Source organism: Glycomyces sp. L485, from assembly GCF_022548875.1.
Lineage (GTDB): Bacteria > Actinomycetota > Actinomycetes > Mycobacteriales > Micromonosporaceae > Glycomyces.
This window is the reverse complement of the sequence record NZ_JAKZEW010000021.1, coordinates 35,375-35,666: the sequence shown is the minus strand read 5'-3', so window position 1 is coordinate 35,666 and position 292 is coordinate 35,375. Positions and strand designations below refer to the sequence as shown.

At 68.8% G+C, this 292-nt stretch carries 1 protein-coding gene; it reads left to right on the top strand.

All coding sequences use genetic code 11. The features are described 5' to 3' along the window. On the top strand, nt 1–292 hold a 292-nt coding region (locus L0U85_RS12095; RefSeq protein WP_241378015.1), incomplete at both ends, for a UvrD-helicase domain-containing protein.

The following is a 292-nucleotide window of genomic DNA, read 5'->3' as shown; positions in this document are numbered from 1 at the left end:
CTGGGGCGGTCGCAGCGGGCCCGCGTCTGGGATCTGGTCGATCGCTACCAGGCTCGGCTGACGTCCGAGGGCATCTGGTCGGGAGAGCAGATCTGCATGGCCGCCGCACTCGCCGAGACCGCCCGCTCCTGGACCGGGCAGCGGCGCTACCGCCACATCGTCGTCGACGAAGCACAGGACCTGTCCGCGGTTCATTGGCGGCTGCTGCGGGCGCTCTGCCCCGAGACCACCGACGATCTGTTCATCGCAGGCGACAACTTCCAGCGCATCTACCGCCAGCCGCTGCGTATGT